Source organism: Enterobacter cloacae complex sp. GF14B (assembly GCF_004136805.1).
GTDB classification, from domain to species: domain Bacteria; phylum Pseudomonadota; class Gammaproteobacteria; order Enterobacterales; family Enterobacteriaceae; genus Enterobacter; species Enterobacter hormaechei_C.
In genome coordinates this window covers 17,352-40,354 of the sequence record NZ_QFRV01000014.1, presented here as the reverse complement: position 1 = coordinate 40,354, position 23,003 = coordinate 17,352, and the positions used below count along the sequence as shown (strand labels likewise).

At 51.9% G+C, this 23,003-nt stretch carries 31 protein-coding genes and 1 pseudogene; 2 read left to right on the top strand and 30 right to left on the bottom strand.

Annotated elements, in window-relative coordinates; translation table 11 throughout:
* The first annotated feature begins 82 nt into the window (after positions 1-82).
* The gene (locus tag DD606_RS26420) at positions 83-715 is read left to right on the top strand and encodes a hypothetical protein (RefSeq protein ID WP_044703935.1); all 633 of its coding nucleotides are present in this window, start codon (positions 83-85) and stop codon (positions 713-715) included.
* A gap of 46 nt (positions 716-761) precedes the next feature.
* On the opposite strand, the gene DD606_RS07460 is transcribed toward DD606_RS26420, so the two are convergent.
* The 29 genes and pseudogenes from DD606_RS07460 to DD606_RS07320 all read right to left on the bottom strand — a co-directional run bounded on the left by DD606_RS07460 (position 762) and on the right by DD606_RS07320 (position 21,618).
* Positions 762-1,349 (bottom strand): tail assembly protein, encoded by a 588-nt coding sequence (locus DD606_RS07460; protein WP_129258466.1) that lies wholly within the window; start codon positions 1,347-1,349, stop codon positions 762-764.
* A complete protein-coding gene (locus DD606_RS07455; RefSeq protein ID WP_023296258.1) occupies positions 1,349-2,059 on the bottom strand; it encodes a C40 family peptidase in 711 nt (236 codons plus the stop codon). Before DD606_RS07455 ends, DD606_RS07460 begins: the two co-directional genes overlap by 1 nt.
* Positions 2,060-2,061: 2 nt before the next feature.
* On the bottom strand, positions 2,062-2,820 hold the full coding sequence (locus DD606_RS07450; RefSeq protein WP_006809150.1) for a phage minor tail protein L: 759 nt from the start codon (positions 2,818-2,820) through the stop codon (positions 2,062-2,064).
* Positions 2,817-3,155, bottom strand: coding sequence for a phage tail protein (locus DD606_RS07445; protein WP_022648745.1), 339 nt, complete (start codon positions 3,153-3,155; stop codon positions 2,817-2,819). The genes DD606_RS07450 and DD606_RS07445 overlap by 4 nt, the downstream gene beginning before the upstream one ends.
* 2 nt (positions 3,156-3,157) lie before the next feature.
* Complete coding sequence (locus DD606_RS07440) at positions 3,158-6,622, bottom strand: phage tail tape measure protein (protein ID WP_129258464.1); 3,465 nt, start codon at positions 6,620-6,622, stop codon at positions 3,158-3,160.
* Positions 6,623-6,829: 207 nt separating this feature from the next.
* Positions 6,830-7,066, bottom strand: coding sequence for a cor protein (locus tag DD606_RS07435; RefSeq protein WP_042863304.1), 237 nt, complete (start codon positions 7,064-7,066; stop codon positions 6,830-6,832).
* A 121-nt stretch (positions 7,067-7,187) separates the two neighbouring features.
* A complete protein-coding gene (locus DD606_RS07430) occupies positions 7,188-7,466 on the bottom strand; it encodes a DUF4035 domain-containing protein (RefSeq protein ID WP_023305929.1) in 279 nt (92 codons plus the stop codon).
* Between the two features lie 8 nt (positions 7,467-7,474).
* Positions 7,475-7,858, bottom strand: a complete 384-nt coding sequence (locus DD606_RS07425; RefSeq protein ID WP_045338900.1) for a phage tail assembly chaperone — start codon at positions 7,856-7,858, stop codon at positions 7,475-7,477.
* A 32-nt stretch (positions 7,859-7,890) separates the two neighbouring features.
* Positions 7,891-8,310: pseudogene (locus tag DD606_RS07420) on the bottom strand (phage tail tube protein); the annotation flags it as partial.
* Positions 8,311-8,369: 59 nt separating this feature from the next.
* Positions 8,370-8,717 carry a DUF3168 domain-containing protein gene (locus DD606_RS07415; RefSeq protein ID WP_042863305.1) on the bottom strand — a complete coding sequence of 116 codons (348 nt, stop codon included), beginning with the start codon at positions 8,715-8,717 and terminating at the stop codon, positions 8,370-8,372.
* Complete coding sequence (locus DD606_RS07410) at positions 8,714-9,163, bottom strand: HK97-gp10 family putative phage morphogenesis protein (protein WP_006809157.1); 450 nt, start codon at positions 9,161-9,163, stop codon at positions 8,714-8,716. The genes DD606_RS07415 and DD606_RS07410 overlap by 4 nt, the downstream gene beginning before the upstream one ends.
* On the bottom strand, positions 9,160-9,498 hold the full coding sequence (locus DD606_RS07405; protein ID WP_017384371.1) for a phage head closure protein: 339 nt from the start codon (positions 9,496-9,498) through the stop codon (positions 9,160-9,162). Before DD606_RS07405 ends, DD606_RS07410 begins: the two co-directional genes overlap by 4 nt.
* Positions 9,499-9,506: 8 nt before the next feature.
* Positions 9,507-9,833, bottom strand: a complete 327-nt coding sequence (locus tag DD606_RS07400; RefSeq protein WP_017384372.1) for a head-tail connector protein — start codon at positions 9,831-9,833, stop codon at positions 9,507-9,509.
* 42 nt (positions 9,834-9,875) lie between these two features.
* Positions 9,876-11,087 carry a phage major capsid protein gene (locus tag DD606_RS07395; RefSeq protein ID WP_032104393.1) on the bottom strand — a complete coding sequence of 404 codons (1,212 nt, stop codon included), beginning with the start codon at positions 11,085-11,087 and terminating at the stop codon, positions 9,876-9,878.
* Positions 11,088-11,096: 9 nt separating this feature from the next.
* A complete protein-coding gene (locus DD606_RS07390; protein ID WP_064499057.1) occupies positions 11,097-11,945 on the bottom strand; it encodes a head maturation protease, ClpP-related in 849 nt (282 codons plus the stop codon).
* A 13-nt stretch (positions 11,946-11,958) separates the two neighbouring features.
* Positions 11,959-13,263: a phage portal protein gene (locus tag DD606_RS07385; protein ID WP_045911168.1), complete on the bottom strand. Its 1,305-nt coding sequence runs from the start codon at positions 13,261-13,263 to the stop codon at positions 11,959-11,961.
* Entirely contained in the window at positions 13,263-15,005 is a 1,743-nt protein-coding gene (locus DD606_RS07380; protein WP_080339344.1) for a terminase large subunit, read from the bottom strand. The genes DD606_RS07385 and DD606_RS07380 overlap by 1 nt, the downstream gene beginning before the upstream one ends.
* Positions 14,959-15,423 (bottom strand): phage terminase small subunit P27 family, encoded by a 465-nt coding sequence (locus tag DD606_RS07375; RefSeq protein ID WP_045911167.1) that lies wholly within the window; start codon positions 15,421-15,423, stop codon positions 14,959-14,961. The genes DD606_RS07380 and DD606_RS07375 overlap by 47 nt, the downstream gene beginning before the upstream one ends.
* Positions 15,424-15,550: 127 nt before the next feature.
* On the bottom strand, positions 15,551-15,895 hold the full coding sequence (locus DD606_RS07370; RefSeq protein ID WP_045345562.1) for an HNH endonuclease: 345 nt from the start codon (positions 15,893-15,895) through the stop codon (positions 15,551-15,553).
* On the bottom strand, positions 15,892-16,482 hold the full coding sequence (locus DD606_RS07365) for a hypothetical protein (protein ID WP_074172548.1): 591 nt from the start codon (positions 16,480-16,482) through the stop codon (positions 15,892-15,894). Before DD606_RS07365 ends, DD606_RS07370 begins: the two co-directional genes overlap by 4 nt.
* Positions 16,463-16,972, bottom strand: coding sequence for an HNH endonuclease signature motif containing protein (locus DD606_RS07360; RefSeq protein ID WP_071925305.1), 510 nt, complete (start codon positions 16,970-16,972; stop codon positions 16,463-16,465). The genes DD606_RS07365 and DD606_RS07360 overlap by 20 nt, the downstream gene beginning before the upstream one ends.
* 6 nt (positions 16,973-16,978) lie before the next feature.
* Positions 16,979-18,436, bottom strand: coding sequence for a glycosyltransferase family 2 protein (locus DD606_RS07355; RefSeq protein WP_129258462.1), 1,458 nt, complete (start codon positions 18,434-18,436; stop codon positions 16,979-16,981).
* Positions 18,437-18,453: 17 nt separating this feature from the next.
* Positions 18,454-18,681, bottom strand: coding sequence for a hypothetical protein (locus DD606_RS07350; protein ID WP_049019287.1), 228 nt, complete (start codon positions 18,679-18,681; stop codon positions 18,454-18,456).
* A gap of 11 nt (positions 18,682-18,692) precedes the next feature.
* Positions 18,693-19,532 (bottom strand): DUF1983 domain-containing protein, encoded by an 840-nt coding sequence (locus DD606_RS07345; RefSeq protein ID WP_063945197.1) that lies wholly within the window; start codon positions 19,530-19,532, stop codon positions 18,693-18,695.
* Between the two features lie 349 nt (positions 19,533-19,881).
* Positions 19,882-20,076 (bottom strand): hypothetical protein, encoded by a 195-nt coding sequence (locus tag DD606_RS07340; RefSeq protein WP_049019286.1) that lies wholly within the window; start codon positions 20,074-20,076, stop codon positions 19,882-19,884.
* Positions 20,027-20,302 carry a hypothetical protein gene (locus DD606_RS07335; RefSeq protein ID WP_129258460.1) on the bottom strand — a complete coding sequence of 92 codons (276 nt, stop codon included), beginning with the start codon at positions 20,300-20,302 and terminating at the stop codon, positions 20,027-20,029. The genes DD606_RS07340 and DD606_RS07335 overlap by 50 nt, the downstream gene beginning before the upstream one ends.
* 7 nt (positions 20,303-20,309) lie before the next feature.
* A complete protein-coding gene (locus DD606_RS07330; RefSeq protein WP_129258458.1) occupies positions 20,310-20,939 on the bottom strand; it encodes a glycoside hydrolase family 19 protein in 630 nt (209 codons plus the stop codon).
* Positions 20,936-21,217 (bottom strand): phage holin family protein, encoded by a 282-nt coding sequence (locus DD606_RS07325; protein WP_129258457.1) that lies wholly within the window; start codon positions 21,215-21,217, stop codon positions 20,936-20,938. The genes DD606_RS07330 and DD606_RS07325 overlap by 4 nt, the downstream gene beginning before the upstream one ends.
* Positions 21,214-21,618 (bottom strand): putative holin, encoded by a 405-nt coding sequence (locus tag DD606_RS07320; RefSeq protein WP_129258455.1) that lies wholly within the window; start codon positions 21,616-21,618, stop codon positions 21,214-21,216. The genes DD606_RS07325 and DD606_RS07320 overlap by 4 nt, the downstream gene beginning before the upstream one ends.
* A gap of 212 nt (positions 21,619-21,830) precedes the next feature.
* On the opposite strand from DD606_RS07320, the gene DD606_RS07315 reads away from it, so the two are divergent.
* Positions 21,831-22,601: a hypothetical protein gene (locus DD606_RS07315; protein ID WP_129258453.1), complete on the top strand. Its 771-nt coding sequence runs from the start codon at positions 21,831-21,833 to the stop codon at positions 22,599-22,601.
* 29 nt (positions 22,602-22,630) lie between these two features.
* On the opposite strand, the gene DD606_RS07310 is transcribed toward DD606_RS07315, so the two are convergent.
* Entirely contained in the window at positions 22,631-22,996 is a 366-nt protein-coding gene (locus DD606_RS07310; protein WP_032264649.1) for an antiterminator Q family protein, read from the bottom strand.
* Between the last annotated feature and the right edge of the window lie 7 nt (positions 22,997-23,003).

Genomic DNA, 23,003 nt, shown 5'->3' with positions numbered 1-23,003 from the left:
TTACAGCCCTGGGTATGTTGATACTTTGCTGTAGTTACTAAATAAAACTTTCGTCTGGATCAAATAGGTTAAGGAAAGTGAAATGATTGTCGTGTCATCCTTTGAAATAACGGAATCCGGAAGACGTTCCCAACCATGGGGTGCAACCGAAGGACATCAGTATAAAGCGGGGAAATACTATAATTTTAGAGAGCACCCCGAACTCATCACTACACATTTAGAAGACTTTGTAGAGCACGCAGACCAAATATCGGTACAAAATTTTTACGATTTTATTAGATGGATAAACGGTCCAGGAAGTGCCCTGGAAAGCACTGACTGTATGCTCTCTGGAGAACCTAAGGATGATCCATCAGCAGCCTTATTCAGGTGTACACATGGAATAACAGGCCGCTTCGAATTTTTCCTTCGACAGATAGAAATGAATGCAAACAAAGAAGCAATCATATGGGTTTACGATAAATTATCGATATACCTTCAGATAGAAAGGTCCGATTTTAGAAAAGGCTCCTTCCGCATCAGCCCCCTCATAACGGACTACATCACCCCCGACGGGAACAAGTTGACCGGGCACAGATTCTGTATCTATTTCCAGGCTTACGGGAATGGCATCCAAGATGCCTGGCTCTCGCTTGAAACAATGTTTGATAGTCTCGTGAAAACCACAAAACGGCTGAACTCTGAAATCATCAGTGGCCAGGCTGTACCGCTGTAAAAATAGCTGTTTATCCATAACATCTCTCCGGCCTCAGGGATGAGGCTTATTGCTGATCTTCTGCATAAATCCCGGCGGAGATAATCGCGCCGCCAATTTCCCGTTGCCCATAAAGCAGGGGGACGGGATTGCCAGATGCCGTCGTGTTAACGGGACCACCAAACGCATAGGAGGGTTTGTTATCAGGTTCCTGACGCATTCGCAGACCTGAAACCTGAGGAGAGAGCATCTGCACTACACCACCAACGGCCATAGAACCAGCTGCGGCATATAGTGCCATTTGTGTGCTTGCTGCCCATCCTATTGGGTTCCACCAGGTAAAGGCCGCAATTGCGGCGGCAGTAACAATTTGAAAGAGCCCCGCCCTTTTACTACCGCGTATGACAGGGATAATACGGAGCTCATCACCAGGCCCAAGAAGTTCAAACTCTTCCTTGCCTATGTTTATTTGGTTTCGGAAGATGACAAAGTCCAGCCCTTTCGCTCTGGTCTCTCGCAGGTAGGCATCAAATCCGTCAATGGTGTTAGAAAGTGCCCTGAACACTTCGCTGGCCGACGTTAGTGCGCGGCGATGTATCCTGCCAAATCGCTGAGCCATTGAGCCGCTGAGTTTGATAACGGTTTTTCTTTCCATTACATCAAATCCTTATAACGCAGAATTTTGATGGTACGGTCACGGTAATAGCCACCGTAGGGAATACGCTGGCTTAGCTGGCCATACATGTGATGCAGTAGCATGTTGCCATCAAGCAAAATCCCGGCATGGTTCGGGACGGTGGACTGAACCTGCATGATAACCATGTCACCTGGCTGAGCGGGACCGTCGTATTCACGGAAACCGCATTCCTGCCAGTTATCCATATAGAGGTTTTCACCCTGCTCCCACCAGTGGCGATCTACGCTGTAGTTGGGCAGTTCAATGCCGTGCTCGATGCGGAAATAGTCCATGATGAGAGACCAGCAGTCTGCATACCCGAGTACAAACTGGCGCCCTGTGAGGGGACGGTCTCCGCGAGGCATGACGGTGCGAATGTCGCCCTCCGGCCACGATGCAATAATCCAGGGCAGTTCCGTGGCATCACACATCAGCATGTCGAGCTCGCTCGGCTGAGTTGTTGCCCCGTCGCCGGGATGGCTGTGGACGATCGCCACCACAGTGCCCTGCTCTTCGGCGGCCGCATAATCCTCAGGATTAAGTTCAAATTGCTCAGTCGGCGACTCAGCATTATTTTTGCAGGGGATGTATTTCTCCACCCGCCCCTTCTGAATAACCACGCCACAGCACTCCTCGGGGAAGGATGCGGCGGCATGCGCCAGAATGGCGCTAACTGTTTTGTCGCGCATGATTATCCTCTCAGAAGTGAAGCGCCGGGGAACCCGCCATAATCCAGCTGTTCATTCTCTCCGAAGCGAGGTTTACAGCCCGTTGACAGCAATCCGGAGCAAACATCCTGTGAAGGATCGTCCACCCGATTGCCGTCTTTATCGAACCAGCCGTTTTGCCCGGCGTAGGTGCAGCCGTTCCCGGTTTTGTACCAGCCCCGCATGCACCACGTGCACATTGGCTGAATTTGCCGGGTCGGAATAAGTTGCCCGCGCAGATCGGCTGGACTGGAAAGCTCAAACTCTACGGTTTCATCGTCCGATCCTGACTTACGGTCGATGTAATAAACCTGTTTGCGCTCCTCGTTGGGATTCGCAGTCGGGTTCCCATCAGGGAAGTTTCTGGCGTCTAGATAGTGTGCGAAAGTGTCATGGATGATCACCTTAGCTTTAGCCATCCCCTGAAATCTTCGGCACAGCGCGCCAATCGTACCGCTGATGTTTGCCACGGTGAGAGACGGCCGTGAACTCTGGCCGTCACTGCTTACAGATATGCCGGTCAGTTCATACGGCCACGCGCCATACTCCTGCCCCTGCCACCACACCGACTTCGGCTCAAGTTTTGACTCGTCGCCGCCTGCGGCGATGATTTCCGCCTCGGTATGCGGGATTGTCTCGTTGTGAAAGCGAAGAATACCCGCACCGAACGCTGAGCCGTCCACCTCGATCAGGCGGACGCGCTTACCCGGTTCCAGTTTCTGGACATCAGATGAAATACTCATGGATGGTATGCCTGTATGAATGTGCTGCTGAGGGTGTATTTTTTGTTGCCGTGGGTAGATATCTGGAAGGATTCCGCGCGCCATAAACCTGAAGGCTCAAGCGGCGGCTTCCAGATAAATGACTTCCACCCTGCATGTCTGTTCAGAAAGTTTTTAATGGCCTGAATGTAAGCCTCGTCGCCGGTAAAGCTCACGCTCCACTGAGGTGTTACCGGGTTGATGCCGTCCCCGGCCACCTGTGTATAGCCATCACCAAACTGCGCCTTTCGGGTACGAAAACTTGTATCAACCTGAGAGGCAACCTTTGGGCACCAGCTGAAGGTTTCGACTGCCATGGTTAAACTCCCTTGATTAATCGCCACAGAGGCGAGCCCGGCATGCTGGCCTGTTCGTTAATGACACCAGTGATGGCATCCTTAAGCTGCCTGCCTGCTGCTCCGGCAGTACCCTGACTGGATGCCTGTGGAGATCCGCCCTGAATATTGATATCGCCGAAGTTAACTGAAGGCACACCGCCAGAGACCTGCGGCATCCCCACTGCGCGAACGGCAAGATCACCATTAGGTGCCCGCGTGAGGGGCATGATTGCTTCAGGACCTGCCTCGCCGAAAATCCCTGCGCCTTTGGCAAAAGCAAACAGCTGAGGCGTCTGGAAAACGCCATTGCTGTAAGCGCTCAGGGACGGAGAGTCGTAAACGTTACCCTTCGCATTAAATGTGAAGTTCGCGCCAGCATTCTGAATAGCGGTACCGCTGCTGGCGGTTGCGGCTGACGAGGCACCAAAACTGAACAGTGATCCAATTGAGCTGACGCCATTAGCAACAGCCATGTTCACCAGAACGTTCTGAATAATCTTCAGTACGCTCACGCCCCAGTCCTTCCAGCTGTCAACGTTGCCATTGAGCATGTCGGTGATCGTGGTGACCGCGCCACCCATAGCCTGCTTCATGCCGTCAGCGGCCATGGAAGAATAATCAGTAGCTTCGTCCACCCAGTTCGCATAACCCTCAGACAGTCCCGTCATCCAGTCGTCACGCTGCGCATCAGAAGCTGCGTAATATCCCTCCTGGTCGCGCAGGCGCTCTTCGAGATAGCGCTTATTGAGTGCCAGCCCCTGCTGATAGAACGTCTCGTCGATTTCACCAGCCTGGCGCTGGCGAAGAAGATCGGTATTCTTCTGCTCGAACTCCTTACGCAGTTTGAACTGCTCCTGAAGTCTTTCCCGGAACCGGGTACCCTGCCCGTAACCAAGCAGTTGCGCTTCATTAGCTGCGCGGGCGCTGGCGTTACTGTCGGCAAGGTTGGCTTCGTAATTTCGCAGTTGCTCACGCAATTTAACCTGGTCAATCAGCGCTGCATTCTGCAATACCGTCTTTTTCTGGGCTTCCGTCAGAGAAGCAAGTTCGCCCTGGCTGACCTGATATTTAACCTTCGCCAGTTCAGTATTCTGACCTTGCAGGGCGATCTGCTCTTTTTGCTGCTTGATAAGGCGCTTATACACATCCTCTGTTTTCTCTCCTTCGGTTTTACCGCCCTTCGCCTTGGGTTTGTTGGCCTCATTATTCCGCCATTCAGCCAGACCGTTATTAATCAACTCCTGACGTCCAGTCTGGAATTGTGGATCACTGGTTAACCCCAGGTCATCGGCTGCATAACTCAGCCGCAGGCGCTCTTTGGCCTCCCCCTTCAGGCGTGACAACTCCAGATCCCGGCGGCTCTTTTCGATGGCATCGGTTTGCTTTTTGTCGAGGTCTGCCTGCGGGAGTCTGAGCGGGACGTTAGCCAGCCCCTGGCGAGCCATGAGAAGTTGATTGCCCAAACCAAGAAGTTTATTAAATTCAGTATGCTGCCCATTCATCATAATTAGTGACTGATATACAGCATTCTGACGCCAGGCTTGCTCACGTATCAAATCGTTACGACGCCGCTCTATTTCTTCGAGGGCCTGCTGAATTCCGCGAGACTTATCTCGCATATCATTCAATTTTCCCTCTTCAACCGCGAGTTGATCAGTAACAATCGCGATAGCGCTTAAAATATTGGCATCGTTCTCGCTGGTAATGCCCGGCTTACCACGGGAGGCATTAAGATCGTCAATTTGAGACTTCAGGTCACCAACCTTCCTTGCTTGCTCATCAATCAGACGATTTTGCTCGACAAGGGCTCCAACAGTCCTACCACGGTTGTCATCCGTTTCCGATAAGGACATGCGAGATGTTTTCTCTCTAATCTCGTCAATTTGACTGGCATACTCCTGTGCAGAACGACGAGCCTGCTCCTGATTCTGATACATCGCATACCAGGCGCCTGCTCCCAGCATCACCAGCCCAGGCACGCCACCAATCAAGCCAAGCGCACCACTCATCAGCCGAGTACCGACAGATGTTACGCTATTGAGATTGCTCTGAGTCGAAACGCGGTTTGCAAGGTTCCGGCTTAAGGAGGCCTGTGTCGCGGCCAAACGCCTTTCTGCAACAGCCTGGGCATCGGCGTTTTTTGCGGCCACCAGCCCTGCCTGTGCACGTTCAAGCGCAGTTCTGGCTCTGACTTTTTCCGTAGCGGTGCCAGTTGCAAGAGCAGTAGTCAGCCTGGCTTGAGCTGCTGTAACCTTTGCTTCCGCTGCCGCAATTTTCTCTTGCTGAGCAGCTTGGACATCTGCGCTTCGTGAACGCTGAACAGCTTGCTGGGCTCGATAAACTTCAGCCCTTGAAGCTGCAACAGCAGACTGAGCCGCTTTATCCTGCGCAACAGCAAGTGCGACCTCTGACTTAGCCGCAGAAATTAGCGCGCCGGTTGCGCTCGTGGCGCTAGTTACTACTCCACTGAGATACCTTGCCAGCCCAACACCAACAAGCGCACCCGCCACTGTTGTGATCGTGGACATATTGTCTGCAACATCACTCAGTGCGCCACTTACTGCCGATGATGTAAATGAATCAAGCGTTTGGGCAACCCCGTCCAGGCCACCAGATAGCGCATCGGTAGCACCTGTAGCCTGGTTGACACCGCCAACCCATGCCATGAACGAGTTTGTGACTTTTTGCAGGGATCCGGAAACTGTTTGCGGCATGCTGGCAAACTCACCCTGTAATGAGCCCAGCTGGCTCATTAATGCAGGTACAACCTTATCAATCGTAAGTTGCCCCTGGTCAGCCATGCTCTTCAGGTCTTTTCTGGCCACGCCCATTCCGGCGGCAAGTGCGCGAATAACACGATCACCTGCTTCGTTAACGGCGTTGAATTCTTCACCACGAAGAACGCCTTGTGCGAGCGCCTGACTGAACTGAGTGATAACAGAACTCGCCTCCTGAGTGTTAGCCCCAGAAAGCTTAAGACCGGTAGAGACAGCTTCTGTAATTTTCAGAACTTCGTCAGAGCTATAACCGTACTCGCGCATTGAGGCAGCTGCGCGAGAAAAAAGGTTTGCGTTATCTGAAAATGCCGTGCCGGTTCTTTGGCTTATTTCCATTAACTGCCGCTGAGAGGCAGCAAAATCATCAGCAGAAGATGAGGCCTGCTTTAGACGAGCGTTTACTGAATTCCACTCATCGGCAATCTGAACAAGTTTACCTGTCGCAAAGGCAGCTGTAGCAGCGGCTGCTGCTCTCCCTACTGATGCAAATCCATCAGTCAAATCGGATAGAGCCCTTTCGCTCTCACGGGCGGCGGCGGCGGCCTGTCGTCCACCATTTTGCATGGTACGGTAATAGTCTTGCCCCATACGTGAGGCGCGGGAAATTTCCGTCTGGAATGACTGCGAGTTAGCGGAAATTTTGATTATTAATTCGCGTAAGGTTGCCATCACATTTCTCCAGGCGAAAAAAAACCCCGCCGGAGCGAGGTTTAATTTGTTGCTGCTGTGCCGGGTGCCTCCCGGTGAGTCCTCCAGTCAAAGAACTCGCGATCTCGTTTACGTTTCTCATCAGAGAAATTTGACTGTACGCCCATCCGCATAGGTGGATTCACAGCAGCAACATTATGCTAACTTAGGAGTTCGTATCTGACAAACTCATTTTGAACAAGTATTGGATTTGAAATTATTGGCTGCGACCCACTGCCAGTTAAACGGATAACCAGCTCGATACTGAGTTTGTTCAACCACCTTACGAATGCCATAAATTTGCACCGTTGTTTCTTGTCCGCCAACCATGGCCACACCAGAACAAATAGGGTCCTGTTTATCAAGCAGGCCGGCACAACCTGAAAGCACGCTAGAGATACCCAGGGCCAAAATAAATCGTTTCATTGCACATCCTCTTAGTTTTTTCTCAGATTAACAGCAATTTATTTTGGATTAAACTCGTGTTAAAGCAGGCTCGGGATTGTAATCACCAAATTTCTTTAGCCAGAGAGTAAAAAGAATGTTCTTACTGTGTCGCAGCTGTAAGTGCAGCCTCAAGTCCTGCAAACGGGTCTTTTGGTGCTGATTGCTCGTCACCACCCCAGCGCAGGATCGCATCGTCCAGCGGTACTTTTGCCCCCTGTGATCCGTAGATGGCAGAGACGAGCTGGGCGGCCTGAATGTCCCCGCGAATATCGCCAACCGGACTTTGCCTGTCGTACTCAATCCACATCAGAAGCTCGCTTGCCGTCATGTTCTGCCGAAGTTCTGATAGCGTGCGCCCCATCCGGAGCGCAAGCGACATCAGAAACTTTACGCCGGGGGTTGAGACTTTTCCCGCGCTTCGTCCGCGTTGTTAATCAGGTCAAGCGCCTGTTTGAGCAGGCGTGAGTGGACAGGTCCGTAAATTTCACGCACCTGCTCTTCTTCGTCAACGCTGAACACCGGTTGCTTATCGGTGTCGCACAGAACGTCAATGAACAGAACCACGTCAGCGCAAAGATTACGGTGCGCCTTTTCCGATACCGACACATTTTCATCGTCGGCTCCCGCTTTCACCACTTCCTGCCAGCGCAGCCAGGCTTCACCTGACGGCTCACGGAGAACCACTTTGACGCCTTCCCACTCAGGAACGGAGACCGTCTTATGACGAAAGCCCGACATCTTAGCCAGGGCGAGGTTTTTAATATTTTTCATGCAACCCCTCAGGAACCAGATTCGATGTTTTCAGGCTTACCCTTCAGGCGCAGGGAAAACGTTGCCGCCACTACGCCGTTGGTACCGGAGGACCAGGTATGCTGGCGGATTTCAGCCAGGAACTTAAAGCCCTTCCCTGACGGGAAAATGACCTGGAAAGCGTAGGTCGTATCGTTGTCATACGCATCGCGCAAGGCATCCTGCGCCGGGTTCTTGTAAAAGTTGCCGGACAGGGAGATTTCTGACGGAGAAGGCAGACCGTTGATATTCTCCTGCTCGGTAGAGCAAAGCGTTGTTACGTCGATATCCTGCTTCTGACCACCGGTGAACTGAATTTCTTTGATGGTGCAACTCAGATCGAGGAAGGTTGCGGAATCCATCGTTTCTTTGGTGGCTGGCAGAGAGGAAATAAGGATCTTCGTCAGCTGCGATTTTTCATAAAGTGCAGACATAGCTGTCTCCTGGAAAAAGAAAACCCGCCATCAGGCGGGTTCGTTGGGTGAATTAATTGTCAGGGGGTAACCCTGAAATCGAGGGTCATGCGGTAGAGTCGTCGATGGGGCTCGTATCCGGGGAGCCTGGCGACCTCCGTCGGGTTTAGTGGCCGTAGCGCCACTAGAGCATCTTCCACGAGCGCGCGCGCCTCTTTGATGGAGGTTGAGTAAGCATCTACCTGAATGGAAACCCTGCTCTCTGCCTGGCCACACAGCACGTCAGCGGAAACATCATCGACGATGGAAAAAATAATCCAGGGTGGCGAGACAGACGGCTTTCCGTCACTACCTAATGGTGCAACGTAGGGATATACCCGTCCTTGCGCCAGGGGAGAAAGCAAGGCGTAGATATCATCTTCATTCACTTGCTCAATACCTCATCAATAGCCTGATTCATTCTGGCAATAGCGACGCTGGCGGCCTCTTCCTCGCGCGTATCGTAAGCGGGTCGCACAAAAGGATGCGCAGGCATGTTGGCCGTTCCCAGCTCCACAAAGCGCCAGTAAAAGGCGTTTCTCGGGTTATTCGCCTTCATCGTGTTATCGCTGTTACCGGTGCGCGGGTTAACCCCACGAATATGGACGCCGGAAGAAATCTCCCCTCGGCGGCGGCTTTTTTGGGTAACCACCACCACGTTTTTTTTCAGTTTCCCGGTGCGCACTGGTGCGCGGGCGATCACCTCTTCCTTAAGCACTTCGGCGCCAGCGCGCGTGGCATCACGCAGGACCTTGTTGTTTTCAGCGCGGCTAAGCGCCTCCAGATCCTTTGCTATGTCATTTAACCCGGAAAAATCGAGGCTCGTCTCAATCATTTTTCGATCCCCTGCTTACAAAGAATTTCGAGCTGAATGCCGCGAGAATCAGGTATCGGCGGACCAATGATATTTAAAATGGCCCCCTTGAGCGGGCCAGTCATAACCCTGAGTCTGGACGCAGCAGTTATATCGCTACGAAATCGTGTCCATACCCTGATGGTTGCGACTGCGGTTTCAGCACCAGCGGCTACCAACTCACGCCCACTGATGCCCTTAACTTCTGCCCAGGCTTCTGCACCGTCATGCCACGTTTTAACAGGCTGACCAGAAGGATCACGCGATGTTGTGATGTTCTGAATTACCACCCTGTCTCTCAGTCTTCCGGCCTGCATAACCCCTCCTACACTCCGTAAATTCGGTATGGCTGAAGCAGGGCTTCAACTGCAAGCGGGACCTCTGCAACGGTTTGTCCGGTGACCACGGATTCCCGGTTTGCATACCAGTGACCGATAAGCAGTAGCATGGCTGCCTTAACATCATCATTGAGCAGTATCGAGTCCGGGTCGTCAGCGTAGCCAGGGCTGCTTTCCTTTTCATAGAGCGTTCGCCGTGTCCATGTCTGGACGTACCGGGCCGCCGCACCTGTGTAAATCTCCAGCAGAGCATCATCACCCGTAAAGTCGGTATCAATGCGGCAATGCTGTTTCACCACATTCTGATCAAGCATTTGTTTGCCCCGGAAAAAGCGGCCCGAAGGCCGCAATAGTTATCAGCTACCCGCGCCGGTGCTGAATGAACCGTACACGAACGCCTCAGGGCGTTTCACAGCCAGCGCAAGACGTTCTTCGCAACGGATGGTGATCATGTTTTTCTCGAAGTCGTCGGCGTTCTCCGTGGAGATAACCACGTTCGCATCTTCGCGGTCGAAGATTTGCGCGCCAGCGTTAAATGCACCGGTCAGGAATTTACCCTGGAAGGCTGCCGCTTCCGTTGCAACAACCGGCAGGCCCCACAGAGTCGGACCAGTCAGCGCCGCAGGGTTCGCCAGAATGTAACGACCCAGGCTGTCTTTGGTCAGCTCGATCCGCGCCCAGTCAATGAAGTGAAGAACATGACCAGACGCCGGGAAGCGTGCCAGCTGTGCCTGCAACATTGCCAGACGCAGATCGTCAATCCCGCTCTGCTGTTCGACAGTGAACGCCGGATTGAAAGCTGACGCCTGAGGAACGATGCCGTGCAGATGAACGCCGGTACCATCACCGAAGAGAATTTCCTGCTCTTCTGCATACTTCAGTCCGTAGCGCATTTCGGCATCAACGGTGGACTGCAACTGTGCGAAGTCATCCAGGATCTGCTTTGAGGCTTTGAACAGGTGGGCGATGGTGCTGACGCCAGTGATTTTCGGCGTGAACTCAATTTCGCTGTATGGTTTCTGCGTATTTTCAGGAACCACTTTCGCGTTATTGGTAAAGCCTGTCTGCTGCACCCAGAAAATAGCTGAGGAGGACGTACGGCCTGGAGCAATCAGATCGCGGATGAACAGGCGCTGCTTCGGTGCCGTATCAATACCCGGCAGGCGCTGTGGCTCCACGACACCATCAGGCACATCCACCGAAGTCAGGGCGGCCTTGACCGGGATGCTGATGCGCTTACCGCCTTCCACGCTGGAAGCAAAGGTTTTCAGGGCTTCAGCGGAGATCACCTGGTGGCCAACGGACTCGATAACCTGTTTTGCGTTTGCCAGCGGCATCTGGGCAACATGTTGCTCCAGTTCGCCCATTGCGGCCTTCAGGGTTTTTTCAGCTTCACGCAGCGCGTTGAACTCAGAAGCCATTTTATCAACGGCAGCTTTTGTTTCTTCTGACAGCCTGCCTGACTTCTGCGCCTCTTTGAGTGCGTCTTCTGCTTTCGCGTTGAATTTGCCGGTTGCCTCTTCAATGCTGGCAGTGACTTTTTTCAGAATTTCGTTTACTTCAGACATAAAGGGTCCTTATTTGACTAACGCCGCAAGAGCGCTTTCAAGTGAATTGAGGGTTTCAGGTTTGATATCTTCGGCAGCGCCCGGCGTACCGTCGTGGGTGGTGACAGCGCCAGGCATGCCACCGGATAAGGCTTTAATGAGTTTTCTGCGCTCAGAGCGCGGGGTGTTGGTTTTAGCCAGCAGCGCATCAAGTTTTCGAAGCGCGGCCGCGGGTGATTCATCGCCATCACTGACCGCATCAGCAGAAAGCAGGCTGTCTGCCAGTCCCTTCGCCACAGCGTCACTGCCACCGATATAACTCTCGGCGTCCATCAGTTTCTGAACGGCTGCCATATCAAGGCCGGAACGCGCCGCGTAGATGTCTGCCATAGCGGTATCGAACGGCTCAAGAGACTGTGCCAGTTCCGCAAAGTCATGGCGGTTACCCATCGCGTAGACCCAGCAGTTGTGGATCATCAGGAAGGCACCACGACCGATCTGAATATCATCCCCGGCCATCGCAATGACCGAGGCGGCGCTGGCGGCAATACCGAGCACCTTCACAGTCACACGGCCTTCGTATTCACGCAGAAGGTTGTAGATGGCCAGGCCTTCGAACATGTCCCCGCCAGGGGAGTTAATATTGACCGTGACGTCGGCGCCATTCATCGCCCTAAGCGCACCGGCGATACGTTTGGCTGTTACGCCTTCACCCCAGTAGTCCTGCCCGATCACATCAAAAACAGAAATACTGTTGTCGTCGGTGGCCGCAGCTTTGATCCCGCCGTCCCAGCGGTCCAGTGCGGACGGTAATGTTTCACAGGTAACGCGCGCGCAGGGGCGACCCGCCGGTGCTACCGGAAGTTGTTTTTTGCTCATCAGGAAAGTGCTCCTAAGCGGCCTGTTTCAGCGGAGATTGTTCAAAGGAAATATCGGGGAATACGTGGTTATGCAGTTCTCTCAGGGCCAGAGCCTGAACAGCAGGATTGCTGCTTTCGAGATTTTTCAGTTGCGTCAGGTTGAGCTGAACGGTGTAAATGTCACCCCCTTCAATCGGTGGCATATTCTCAAGACGGCGCACGTCATTGCGGGACATCCACCCATTCTGGAGCGCGCTGGTATAGTAAGCAGCACGGCCCGCGCTGTCGGCGCGCAGCAGTCCTTCTACGGAGAACTCCGCGAACACCTCATCATCGCTGTCCAGGAGGCACCGTCCAATTTCCTGTTCGATGTTCACCAGCAAAGGTCGCAGGGTGTGCGTCAGGAAAAGAAGGTTCATACCCTCCAGACTCGAAGCCCAGCTGCTCTGCTTTGTCGTATGCCCAACCATATAGGGCGGAACGCGGAACCAGCGGCAGATTTCCTCAATGCTGAATGAACGGCTTTCAAGAAGTTGCGCAGCCTCCGGGTTCATTGTGACGTTCTGGTAAGTTAATTTATTTTCCAGAACCATCAGCTTTCCGGCATTTTTTGAACCGATAAATGACTGAAGGTTCTGGCGCAGTCGATCGCGCTGCTCCTTCGTCAGTGCATTTTCAGAGGACAAAAATCCGGTGCTCTGAAGGCCATTCTCGAAAATTTTTGCTGCCGCTTCATCCACCGACATAGCAGCGCCAAATACATCAACGCCCGCCATCGTTGGCATCATCCCACAAACACCATCCAGCCCGAATCCGCGAATGTGCATCATGTTTTTAACTGGAATGATGCGTTCGTTTCCGTTTTCAGTGTATTTGTATTCCAGCGCTCCGGTAGTGAGACGTTTAACCACCATGTTCTGCGGCAACAAAGGCACCAGCGAAACCAGGCGGTTTGCGATGAACTTCTTCTCAATGAAGGCATTCCCGCGAAGACAAATACTGGCTACTACCATCAACATAAAGCGGGATGGCGTCATTTCTGAGTTAGGGCGACGGCACAGCACCGAATAGGCCGGGTGATCGGTCGCAGCCTTTCGAGACCCGTCAGGCTGGCGCACGTATATTTTCAGTGGGAGTGTTGAAATGGACTCACTCAACAGCCTGACACAAGCCCAGACAGCAGAGAGCTTTATCGCTTTATCAGCGGTAACAACCTTTCCGCTGCTACTGGTGCCATACCATTCACGCCAGAATTCACCTGTCGTGAGACTGATTGGTACTCCCAGCCAGTTTAACAGGGCGCTTTTTACACGCCCGGGTTGTTTATTCTTAGCCATCAGATACCCACTATGATCGGTTCGTCAAAAAATCCATCGACATCGCCCTCATCCCCAACATCCCCTTCAGATGCACCAATAGCCATAGCAGATGCCACTACGCCATCAATACGGCCGGTACTCTTTTTCTTGGCAAAGATCCGGTTTTCTTTCTGATCGGCTTCGGTTACTGCTGATGCAGCATTCCAGCGCAGGCAGGGATTGGTTTTGATGATGATGTCGCCGTCATCCAGCCGCTGTTCGAACAGCTCAATAGAGTGCGGCATCCATAACCCTGACTCCTGGGCTTTGTAGTACCCTTGCCCGTGAGGGATCAAAGGCACTGATACGCTGGCATCTTCCAGTTCAGGTTCAAGATATTTGATTCGATACTGGTCAAAGGCTATTGCCTTGATAAAAAACATCTGAGAAAGGTCAGCTATACGTTCAGCAACGAATCCGTACTTAACCGCTTTCCCTGGCGTGGTATGAATGTATCCATCCCGCTCCCACGCGTCATAAGGAACCCGATCCGTTTTAGCCCGATCAAGCAACGTGTCTTTCGGTGTCCAGAACTCCACCAGCAGTTTTCTTTTTTTCGGGAAAAACAGCGCCAGCGCGGTAAGGTCCCGGCTTCCAGAAAGGTCAAGGCCGCCATAACATTCCTCACCCTGCAATTCATGCAGGTCGAAGTCCTCTTCACATCCCATCCACACATCGCTGCTCATCCAGGGATTATCGGCGTCTACCCACTGACAGAAGTTGAGCCGGCGAACGATACTCTCTTTCGACGGCATGCCACGTGCCTGGGTGACCTGTTCCCTCAGATAACGGTCTGTGAAGGTGTGACCAAGCGAGGGGTTAGCTTTCTTCCAGCAGGTCTCGTCCTTAAACGGGTCCTCCCCTTCATCAAGCGAGCAGATGAACGAAAAGAAACTGTCATCCTCGATCGAACCTTCTGCTACCTTGCGCCCGTACTCGTGGTAGTCATAACAGACGCTGGTTTTATCGTGGCCGCTGTTGGTGATCATGAAAATCAGCGCCTGCCGACGTCCTTTCGTACCGGCGCGCATCATCTCAACGACCTGGTTGTTCTTATGCTCGTGAATCTCGTCAATCAGTGCACAATGCGGACGCGGACCTGACTGTCCATCATCAGAACTGATGGGTCTGAAGAAAGACCCCGTCTGAAGGAAAGCCAGGTTCCACTCCTTCCCGGCTCCGCCTGATTTATTAATCCGCTGCGCCAGCGCTGGTGACTGATCAACCATCGCCACCGCATCCCTAAACAGGATCATGGCCTGGTCTTTTTTCGTGGCCGCGGCATATACCTCAGCACGTGGTTCTTTATCAGCTGTCAGGCAGTAGAGCCCTACTCCGCCAGCCAGCGGTGACTTCCCCGAACCTTTACCCGATTCGACATACACCATGCGAAAACGACGGTAGTTTTCAGAGTTTTTCCACCCAAATATCGAACCAACAATGAAACACTGCCAGGGCAGGAGGATAAAGGGATTACCTTCATGCTCGCCGCCGTTGAGCTTCAGCACTTTCGCGAAAAAGTCGATGGCGCGCTGCGCAGCTTCGGTATCCCAAAACAGCCCCCGGGCATGACATGATTCAAGGTCCTTAAGGTGTCGTTTACAGGCATTTCTTATATCCGGCCCGGCGATTTCCTTACCCGAAACTACATCCATGGCGTATCGCGTTGCGGGATCAACCGAAGAACTGGTTGAACGGGTCTTCTTCTTTTTCTCCACCATCCACTTTCACCTTCGTTCTGGCGGCCGGAGTGAGACCGAATTCAACCAGGTAGCTTTTAAATCGACGATCAGCGTCGGCAAGCATGGCAACCGCCGGGTTTGCTTTAATCAAAAAACCGCCCTCTGTCTGCACTGTGTACGTTCGCCCTTCATCGGCAATCGTCAGACGCAGTTGCAGAATGTCGGCGTAAATATCACAAAGACGTTCGAGCGCCAGCGTATCGGCAATGGTCAGAATTCCCATGCCGTCGAGTAGCACGGTTAGCTTTCCCCAGGCCACCTTTCCCCAGTCAGAGAGATGCTCAGGTGGACTCGGGATTTCTCGCGCCGGTGTAGGCTCTTTGTCGTTGAGTTTGCGTTTGCCCGGGTTGCCGGTTACCACTTTCAGGTGGGTCGGTTTCGGGCGTCGTCCTGCCATCGGAACCTCCCGGAAAAAAACTTTTCATTTCGCGGTTGTGCACAAAAAGGATGGGCGGCGGTCATTCAGGGTGACAGCCCTGAACTTTTACCCCGCCCTTCCCCTGCCCACTCACGAATGAGAAATGTTATCGTTTGAACCAGTGTGAAGAAGGATCAAGAGGAATGCCGCTTTCATCACAGCCGATGATAGTGCCGCGCTTCTCCATCCTCTGCTTCGTTGAGTCATGATGCTGCTTGCACAGTCCCTGCCAGTTACTGCGGCTCCAGAAGAGCTTCTGGGCTTTGCTTATGGCATCCGCATCACCAGATCGAAGAGCCTCTTTCAGTTTATGCGGAATGATGTGGTCAACAACCGTTGCTGCTGCCACCCTTCCCTGATCCCGGCACATAACACAGAGAGGATGTGCGCGAAGGAACACCAGACGCTCTCTGTCCCATTTGCTGCCATAGATACGCGGTTCTTTATTCACGCCAGCCTCCACGCCCGGCGGCGTTCTGATCGTGGCGATGAGTCAGGGTGACGTTCAACAGGCTCACAATCAGCATGATCCACCAGCGAGTAACACGGATAAACTACAGCGCCGCCATAGGCATCTCCAACGGCATAATCGGCAGGCTTGCTGCTGTCCCATCGAGAAAGGACTCGTTCAATATGCTGAGGAGGTACGCTATAACAAACGCCGTGTATCAGCCGCGGCAGTGTGATGTAGTCAGCCTGAGTTTTATCAGCGACTATCAGTCGTTCAGCTATTTGCATTTGATATTGAGGTGGTCTACCAGTACCCAGGTAAAAACTCACCAGCGATTCTGGGAAGCGATTAAGCCAGCTCGTGACTGAAGTGAAGAACAAGCCCACTGGCATCGCATCATCTTCAACAACAACTACCCGGCAGGTTTGTTCTGATGCCCATTCAAGCGCGCGTCGGTGATTCCAGTTCGCGCCGTGGTCACCTTCATCGATAAGCAGGTGTGCGCCAATACTCATGGCCAACGCTTCAGCCTGTTGCCGCCTGGCGTGATGGCCAACAACGCAGAACTTAATATCTGTCAGCATCATTATGGGTAAACACCTTATTCCGGGCTCGTCGTGCAACCTCAGCGGCTTCATGCTTGCAGTCAAAGTAACCAAGGTGATGACGGGTACCATGCTCTTTATAGTGAGCACACCATTTCTTCATATCCCGATTCCAAGTAACGCCACGAAATCCTGACGCAGAGGAGTGACGGTGCCTGTTTTCAGCGTTTTGCTTTGGTGTTGCTATTCGAAGATGTTTTGGGTTTACGCAAAGAGTGTTATGGCAGGTATGGTCAATCAAATATCCGTCTGGGATAGGTCCGTTGCAAAGTTCCCATGAAGCTCTGTGTGCAAGAATCATCTTTCCAGGCCCGCCAGCAGTAACTCCAGCTTTCAAATGCCCGTAAAATAAATACTTTCCACCGCCTATAGGACTCTTTCTCTTAGCCGCATTCCAGATCCAGCATTCATCTGGAGAAGCAACAACGACCTTTTCCCAGAATCTTTCACTGAAAGTTCTGGTCTTTTTCATATCAGCCTATTTGTGTTTAAACCAGGCGCATTCTTTGCCAATACCATCAGTCTTAAAAACTGTGTGGATGCGCGGGCCGGTGACAATGCGATCGCCAAAAGACTTAGCGACAATGCCAAAAGCGATCATATCCCCCACCGCGGCGCCTGCCTGTTCTTTCTTCCAGAAACGATAGCTCTCGATCCGGTAGTAAAGACGGATTATGCCGTGAGCGAACGCCATCACATCAGCGCGGGTACCACCCAGCAGCCCAGCGTTAAGCATCACATCGTTGCGGTGCGCTTCAATGAACTCCTGATAGATGCTCTCCGGGTGATTCTGCTTTGCCCAGGTATCGGCGTAGGTCTTTGGTTCTGAACCGACGTACACCTTTCCGGGCTCCATTTCTTCCCACGGCGCGCGAAGCATTTCGACATCGGTACCATCGGTACACCAGACGAACCGGTATTCAGGGTTATCTCGCAGGTGCTGCCAGATGTGCAGCCAGCGACGAAAGTAGACATTCATCTTCACGTCAGGTACGAGATACAGCTCAACATCTGTTGGAGCCGTAAGTAATTCATCCACCAGCGCTATACGACCACACTGGCGAAGCGAGGCCGCCCATTTGTTCAGCATGTCAGGCGAGGCCGCCATTTTTGTGCCGCGCTGCGGGTCAGGCTGACTGGTGAGCAGCGTTGTGATAACTACATCGCGCTGCTGGCGATATTCAACGTAACCAGTAAACCCGGCATCACGCCGTTCGTTGTGGATCTTCACGTTACGTTCCACCAGCGCCTGTCGGTCGGGACGCGGTACCGAACGCTCTACGGCTTCATGCTCATCGAGAGAATGGATCAGCTTTTCTGAACCGACCACATCACAGTAAGCCCATGTCGTCAGGCCAGCATTATGGATGCGCAGGGCGAGGTCGCTGTGTTCGTACATGCCGCGACCGTAAATCGGATCGAAACCGCCAACCTTCTCGATAGCGCTGCGATGGTAATACAGCATCACGCCGCGCTGCCCGGTGTAAGCCACATGCTGATCGTCACGGTAAAGCTCAGAAAGGTCATTCAGCTTGTTCGTGCCAGCAAGATCGAGAAACTGGTAAGCCAGGTGCGGTTCGGGTGATTCGATGTATGGCAGGTGCCAGTTATCAGCGATGGGCCAGGCGTCATCGTCCCAAAGGAAAAGATGCTCACACCCGGCGTCCATCAGCGCGGTTAAACTGGCGTTCTTCGAAGCAACAATGCCGAGTGATGTTACATGGCGAAGCAGCTGCACGCCGTCAGGTACTACGGCGGCAGGTTTAGAGCCGTCGTCGATAACCACCACCAGCGCCCCGGCGGGCAGATGTTTAATGTGCTGCTCAATGGCGCGGTTTAAAACGACTGGCCGATTGTGGGTAGTGATGGCAATACCAATCCGTGACGCTGAAGCGCAGGCAGGCACAAACGGGACACCATCAATAGTGACCTGCATAATTTCTCCATCGGGGTTTATTGACGCTTAATGGTGACTTTTCCGTAAAGCGTTTGTTGCTTCACAATGCCTCGCTCCGCCTTCATGTGTCCGCGATCATCCCGCACAGCAGCAATTACCTCGCCTTTTTCATCATCAGCAGTGAATACGTGCTTAACCTCAATACCATTGAGAAAAACGGCATATCGTTCCTGAGCTGGGTTAATTTTCCTGCCGGGATCGCCATCCAATACAGTGATACGCATAAAGCCTCCCGTCAGAATCCACGCGACCGTGCATTCCAGAGGATACCGCCAGGCTTGAGCGCATTGCGGATAGCATCGTTCACCAAATCGCGCATCGCCTGTTGCAGTCCAGCTACTGAAGCTTCCTGCGCATTAATGCTTGCCTGGAGGGCTGCGAACAAATCGCTTTCACGCACGGCATCAATGACGGCCTGCTTCATTTCATCGCCAAGCCTAATCTTCGTCTTAGCGCTTGTTGCGACGGCGTTTTCGATGATGGATGAAGCCGCTTCATGTACATGAAAGCGATCAGCTTTAAACACTACCTTGCTCTGGTCACCTTCAATACCGAGGGTCATGCCAGCTTCGTGCGGCTTGCCTTTATCGGCGTCGTTCAACTTTACGTTATAGTTTGTAGACAATACGCCATCGCTAATCTTCGCATCGGTAATGAACACCTGGCCGTTATTAATCACCAGCGTCCCGTTCTTTTCGAAAGACCAGCCATCTTTCAGGACTTTGAATGCATCGCTGTTTCGGATTTTGTCGTCCAGATCATCAATAGCCTTTTGTGCGTCTGTGGTATCCAGCTCAACTCCAATATTGATTGCGCTGCAATACTGCTTCACACCAAAACGAGTATTGGCCAGGTGCTCAATGGCAAACGCCTGACCTTCAGCCGTCAGGAAGGTGAAATAATTTTCCTTTTGATACTCTGTCGCGGTATGGCGTGTTTCAGCGAATCCCAGCTCTCGAAGCTCAGCAGCGCCTGATTTAGCTGGTAGGTCACCAGACTGAAGCGCGCCACGGAAAAACAGCGCATAAAGAACATCCGTCGCAGCGCCGGACAACGTAATGATTTTCTGACCCATGATTTATTTCCTTTTAGGCGTGAGCCTGTCGCACGGCAAAGCCGCCGAAAGTTAACGGTTTGCCCAGGCTCACAGCTGAAAGACTTTCTTTGATGTGCGCGTGCGATGCGCATTAAAAACCCCGCGGGTGCGAGGCCGTTTTATACCTTGTAGGGGATAAGTGTTTTCTTATCCGCCGGAGGGGATAACCATTATCAAGCCCACCAGCAGGTGAGCTTTGTAATGGCTAACACTTAGTGTCACCTTGGCCAGCTGATAAAAAACATAAAGCCGATGAATGCGAAAAACAGCCCAGCGGCTGCCGCAACAACGATTAGAGCCCAAACAAGAATTGTTCCGATGGTTGCGATCACTTGGGCCTCACTTCTTTTGGTTGCTGGCAGTTCGCCTGCCACGCTTTGTTATGCGTCAGGATGTCTTTCTTCGTCTGGCGGTCCATAACGTCGATGTCGTGATCAGTCAGGTAGATTGGCTTTACCCAGTCACAGGCGGTATCAATCACCACCGGGACGCTTCCACGTGTCACGCAGCTCGCGATCAACATCGTCATCAGGCATGTGGTTAACATTCTGCTGTACATTGCTGGCCTCTTTCGTTGCTTCTACCCGGCGTTCGGCTGCTGTGACCGTTGCCGCTGCGTTATCTTCAGTTCGCTGCTGCTCGGCTCTCGCTTCCGCTTTGCTGGTGCCGCGAATATGGCCCAGGCCAAAAGCGCCGGCGATAGCGGAAATGACCAGTGCGGCCAGCCCGATTATCGTTTCGATACCCACATTCACCTCACACCAGAACGGATTTCGCCAGATTAAATAGTGCGCGGCGTTTATCCAGCCCGTTGCGGCCGCCATTGATTAGCAGCGTAACGCGCTCAACATCGCCGGAATGAAGCAGGCAACCGCGGGAGGCATAGAACCATGCGGCTGAGCGCGCGGCGTATTCATCCTTTTCAAGCAGCTCCGGGTGGGTAACAAGGTCCAGTTTCAACGCGTGGCCACAACTGCGATAGTTGCTCAGCCCGGTAACCTGTTTCAGCCCGCGACCGCGATATTTCCAGCCATCACCAGCAACCTGATTGCCAAGGTGTTCTTTTCCCCACTCACCACCGTATACCAGATTGGCGATCGCTTTCTGATTTGCCGGTTGCGTTGCCGTTCTGCCAAGTGCAGCGGCCTGCTGTTGAGTAATGCGGTGGCTGCCAAACGTCGGCACCAGGTTTTCAGCCGCATAATTCAGGTTTTCCACCAGCCGGGTAAATCTGGTGCTTTCATGCCCCATCTGGGCAATAAACATGGCCTGATCTAGCGGTGCGGTGATGCCGTATTCCCTCATAGCGGCGTCGATATGCGGAAACCAGCGCGCAGATAACCCGGCGCTGATACCAGCCGCCTTTTGAAATTGTGATTGATTCACGTTGTGCTTTCCCCTGCGATTCTTGCGATGTTGCCACGAGCACGCCATACGGCTATGCAGACAATGAGGTTGACGACCAACTCTCCGTAATCAACCTGCACGTAATCACCATGCCAGATGCGGAAAGCGGTAAACGCTGGTGCGAGGATCAGCCCATAAGCCAGAAACTCCATCAGACGGCGGCGGCGTAAGCTCCGCTTCCTGAAGAACATCAGGCGTATGGTGATAAGGATGCATGCAACAGCGTTAATGTTCAGGATCAGTGTTTGCCACGTCATTCTTCCCCCTTCAATCCGGGTAAGTCTCCTGTCTTCGACCGCTTAAGGATGCGAGCCAGGATGGTGACAGAAACCGATGAAGCCAGCAGAGCACCCATAGCTGGAGATACCTTCACGGAAACTGGCGGAGAAAGGTGACTTAATGCCGCATTGATAAGCGCAGCGATGATTTCAGATGCTGTTCCGGCGCAGTAAATCCCGCCAATAAACGAGATAAGCGCGAACAGTATCTGCTTCCAGATCTTGTGGTCCTCACTGCTCAGGACGTAAAGAGCGGCCCCGGCAAGTGAGCAAAGCATTACGGCGGGAGTAGCTTCTGGAAACATCGTGGCGAAGGTGATTCCGGTAGTACCGGCAGCAACACCAGCAGTTGCCGTAGCAGATATCGGTTCTGCGGACATTTAGCCCCCTCTTATTGCCGTGAGTCCTCTCAGAACGAGGGGAAACAAAAAAGCCGCCCGTAGGCAGCCTCCGAAAATGATAAAACCTCGACGTAGTCAGGCATATAGATCTTTTTAAGTCTGTGGTCAAAAACTCACACTTAACACATTAACAAACTTATTGCGGACCGCGTTAGTATTTGTGATAATTTTCTTATCACAAGGAGAAAATCATGTATCTGGTAAAAAGTTGCCATGAAAGAGATAATATTTGGGAAAGAAATACTATAAAAATTGGAACACTGACAGAGTATAGAGATACGGAGGAGCAGCAAATAGCCGACAGATATGAAGGTAATATAGAGTTAATATTCAGGCTAAATGACGTTCACTTACCTGCATTTGTATTTAATGAGATGAATACTTTCAGCGATGCCTCTAGCGATTTCTACGCTCAAAATATTGATATGCGAAGCAGTCCTTTAATTCCGAATCACGTATATTCAAAAAAATACCATGCAACAGGCACAATGACAAAATTTAATAGATTTATTTTTTGCTTGTCTGAGTTGTTAGACCCAAAAAAGTGCCAGGGAATTTTTAGAGAATATAACGATTATTGGTATTTCCCAAGGGATAGGGCATCATTCTTTGGTGACCTCGTATCAAAATCAATACTTACGGAGGTGTCAGCAAGGACATTAGATGGCGAGAAGCTCTTCACCACAGACATTGAACAAAAACCACTGGAAATAAGATGGTATAGCAATCGCATTTTTTACACCTCCAGAAAGATTCATATTGATAACAAGGTAATATATACTGAACCAGAAAAAATCATCCACTGCCTTTCAGAAGGACACATGGTAAAACCCTCAGATTTTCAACATGAAAAGGAGTGGCGATTCATCTTTGATATTTATTGTGAGAATAAAATTCTGCAACCTTTGAATAAGCCATTATTTATAAGCGCAGAAAACATCCTGCCACTTATCAAAAGTTAAAACCTGGCCACTTAATAGTGGCCAGAAAATCAATCATCCATATCCAGCTCTATTTCCAGCATACTTAAACAACCATCTATGAACCCTTCAGCCATCTGAATCTCTATACGTATGAGCTTCTCATCCTTTTTCCGTGCTTTTGCTATTTTACGCTTCGATATTCCATAGAGATAGTGTGCAACTAAGAGAGAATGTTCATAGGGCTTTCGTTTTTGAAGTCGAGCTAAACACCCCTCAATAATTAAGGCATCGTCATCAGTACATGACGGGCGGGATTTGCTTGTTGGGGGAAGAAGTCCTTTGAAACCAGCGGCTATTGATGAGTAATCGACTCCGGAACTATCACTCGCAGCCCATCCACCCCAGCGCTCTAAAACCATCTGAATATCACGCATGTTTTCT

Excerpts from the sequence above, each read along its gene's own strand:
- DD606_RS26420 (WP_044703935.1), top strand. The coding sequence starts at position 83 with ATGATTGTCGTGTCATCCTTTGAAATAACGGAATCCGGAAGACGTTCC.
- DD606_RS07460 (WP_129258466.1), bottom strand. The coding sequence starts at position 1,349 with ATGGAAAGAAAAACCGTTATCAAACTCAGCGGCTCAATGGCTCAGCGA.
- DD606_RS07455 (WP_023296258.1), bottom strand. The coding sequence starts at position 2,059 with ATGCGCGACAAAACAGTTAGCGCCATTCTGGCGCATGCCGCCGCATCC.
- DD606_RS07450 (WP_006809150.1), bottom strand. The coding sequence starts at position 2,820 with ATGAGTATTTCATCTGATGTCCAGAAACTGGAACCGGGTAAGCGCGTC.
- DD606_RS07445 (WP_022648745.1), bottom strand. The coding sequence starts at position 3,155 with ATGGCAGTCGAAACCTTCAGCTGGTGCCCAAAGGTTGCCTCTCAGGTT.
- DD606_RS07440 (WP_129258464.1), bottom strand. The coding sequence starts at position 6,622 with ATGGCAACCTTACGCGAATTAATAATCAAAATTTCCGCTAACTCGCAG.
- DD606_RS07435 (WP_042863304.1), bottom strand. The coding sequence starts at position 7,066 with ATGAAACGATTTATTTTGGCCCTGGGTATCTCTAGCGTGCTTTCAGGT.
- DD606_RS07430 (WP_023305929.1), bottom strand. The coding sequence starts at position 7,466 with ATGTCGCTTGCGCTCCGGATGGGGCGCACGCTATCAGAACTTCGGCAG.
- DD606_RS07425 (WP_045338900.1), bottom strand. The coding sequence starts at position 7,858 with ATGAAAAATATTAAAAACCTCGCCCTGGCTAAGATGTCGGGCTTTCGT.
- DD606_RS07410 (WP_006809157.1), bottom strand. The coding sequence starts at position 9,163 with ATGATTGAGACGAGCCTCGATTTTTCCGGGTTAAATGACATAGCAAAG.
- DD606_RS07405 (WP_017384371.1), bottom strand. The coding sequence starts at position 9,498 with ATGCAGGCCGGAAGACTGAGAGACAGGGTGGTAATTCAGAACATCACA.
- DD606_RS07400 (WP_017384372.1), bottom strand. The coding sequence starts at position 9,833 with ATGCTTGATCAGAATGTGGTGAAACAGCATTGCCGCATTGATACCGAC.
- DD606_RS07395 (WP_032104393.1), bottom strand. The coding sequence starts at position 11,087 with ATGTCTGAAGTAAACGAAATTCTGAAAAAAGTCACTGCCAGCATTGAA.
- DD606_RS07390 (WP_064499057.1), bottom strand. The coding sequence starts at position 11,945 with ATGAGCAAAAAACAACTTCCGGTAGCACCGGCGGGTCGCCCCTGCGCG.
- DD606_RS07385 (WP_045911168.1), bottom strand. The coding sequence starts at position 13,263 with ATGGCTAAGAATAAACAACCCGGGCGTGTAAAAAGCGCCCTGTTAAAC.
- DD606_RS07380 (WP_080339344.1), bottom strand. The coding sequence starts at position 15,005 with ATGGTGGAGAAAAAGAAGAAGACCCGTTCAACCAGTTCTTCGGTTGAT.
- DD606_RS07375 (WP_045911167.1), bottom strand. The coding sequence starts at position 15,423 with ATGGCAGGACGACGCCCGAAACCGACCCACCTGAAAGTGGTAACCGGC.
- DD606_RS07365 (WP_074172548.1), bottom strand. The coding sequence starts at position 16,482 with ATGATGCTGACAGATATTAAGTTCTGCGTTGTTGGCCATCACGCCAGG.
- DD606_RS07360 (WP_071925305.1), bottom strand. The coding sequence starts at position 16,972 with ATGAAAAAGACCAGAACTTTCAGTGAAAGATTCTGGGAAAAGGTCGTT.
- DD606_RS07355 (WP_129258462.1), bottom strand. The coding sequence starts at position 18,436 with ATGCAGGTCACTATTGATGGTGTCCCGTTTGTGCCTGCCTGCGCTTCA.
- DD606_RS07350 (WP_049019287.1), bottom strand. The coding sequence starts at position 18,681 with ATGCGTATCACTGTATTGGATGGCGATCCCGGCAGGAAAATTAACCCA.
- DD606_RS07345 (WP_063945197.1), bottom strand. The coding sequence starts at position 19,532 with ATGGGTCAGAAAATCATTACGTTGTCCGGCGCTGCGACGGATGTTCTT.
- DD606_RS07340 (WP_049019286.1), bottom strand. The coding sequence starts at position 20,076 with ATGTTGATCGCGAGCTGCGTGACACGTGGAAGCGTCCCGGTGGTGATT.
- DD606_RS07325 (WP_129258457.1), bottom strand. The coding sequence starts at position 21,217 with ATGACGTGGCAAACACTGATCCTGAACATTAACGCTGTTGCATGCATC.
- DD606_RS07320 (WP_129258455.1), bottom strand. The coding sequence starts at position 21,618 with ATGTCCGCAGAACCGATATCTGCTACGGCAACTGCTGGTGTTGCTGCC.
- DD606_RS07315 (WP_129258453.1), top strand. The coding sequence starts at position 21,831 with ATGTATCTGGTAAAAAGTTGCCATGAAAGAGATAATATTTGGGAAAGA.
- DD606_RS07310 (WP_032264649.1), bottom strand. The coding sequence starts at position 22,996 with ATGCGTGATATTCAGATGGTTTTAGAGCGCTGGGGTGGATGGGCTGCG.